Genomic DNA, 676 nt, shown 5'->3' with positions numbered 1-676 from the left:
CGGTTGACCTCGGCAATCCGCAGCTCCAGCTGCCGCAGCTCGTCAAATGTAGATGCAAGAATGCGACGCATCGCCGAGGTTAGATCATTCGAGTGATCGGCCAAAACCCTCGGCAGATCAGCCTTGAACTTGCCGGCGCCCTGGTGAATAGCAATCCCATATTCCAGGCAAAAAGCGCGCATCTGATTGATGAGGCACGTCCGTTGCGACATCATCCGATCGCGAACACGATGCAGCGCTTGCAGGTCAATGTGCTCAGGCGACCTTAGCTCGACGAAGCGCATCGTTGGTCTCGTCACGGCTTCGGCGATCGCCGCGGCATCGATGATGTCATTTTTGTTGGACTTCACATATGGCTTCACGAATTGAGCTGGGATAATGCGAACGGTGTGCCCCATGGCGGCGATCTTGCGGGCCAACCATTGCGAGCCGGAGCAGGCCTCCATCCCCACCAAAGCCGGTCCTGCACGTTCGAAGAACTGCAAGAGCGTATCGCGCCGAGAGGTCGCCTTCTGGATCGGCATTCCGGCGGCGTCGAGCCCAACGACGTGGAAAAGGTTCTTGCCAATGTCGATCCCAAACACCGTTGCCGGCCTGGGCTTGTTCCGTGTCCTCATTGCTTCCTCCTTTCAAAAGCCAACTCAGTCTGACTGAGAGGACGGGGCGGGTCATCCCA

The 676-nt window shown here is 57.8% G+C and carries 1 protein-coding gene; it reads right to left on the bottom strand.

What is annotated here, in order from left to right:
• The coding region (locus AC0L3P_RS39955) for an IS110 family RNA-guided transposase (RefSeq protein WP_473309455.1) at positions 1 to 617 on the bottom strand (617 nt) is incomplete at its 3' end.
• Positions 618 to 676: the final 59 nt, after the last annotated feature.

Source organism: Bradyrhizobium sp. WSM4874 (assembly GCF_055811835.1).
The sequence above is the reverse complement of the archived record's forward strand: the minus strand, read 5'-3'. Positions and strand labels throughout refer to the sequence as shown.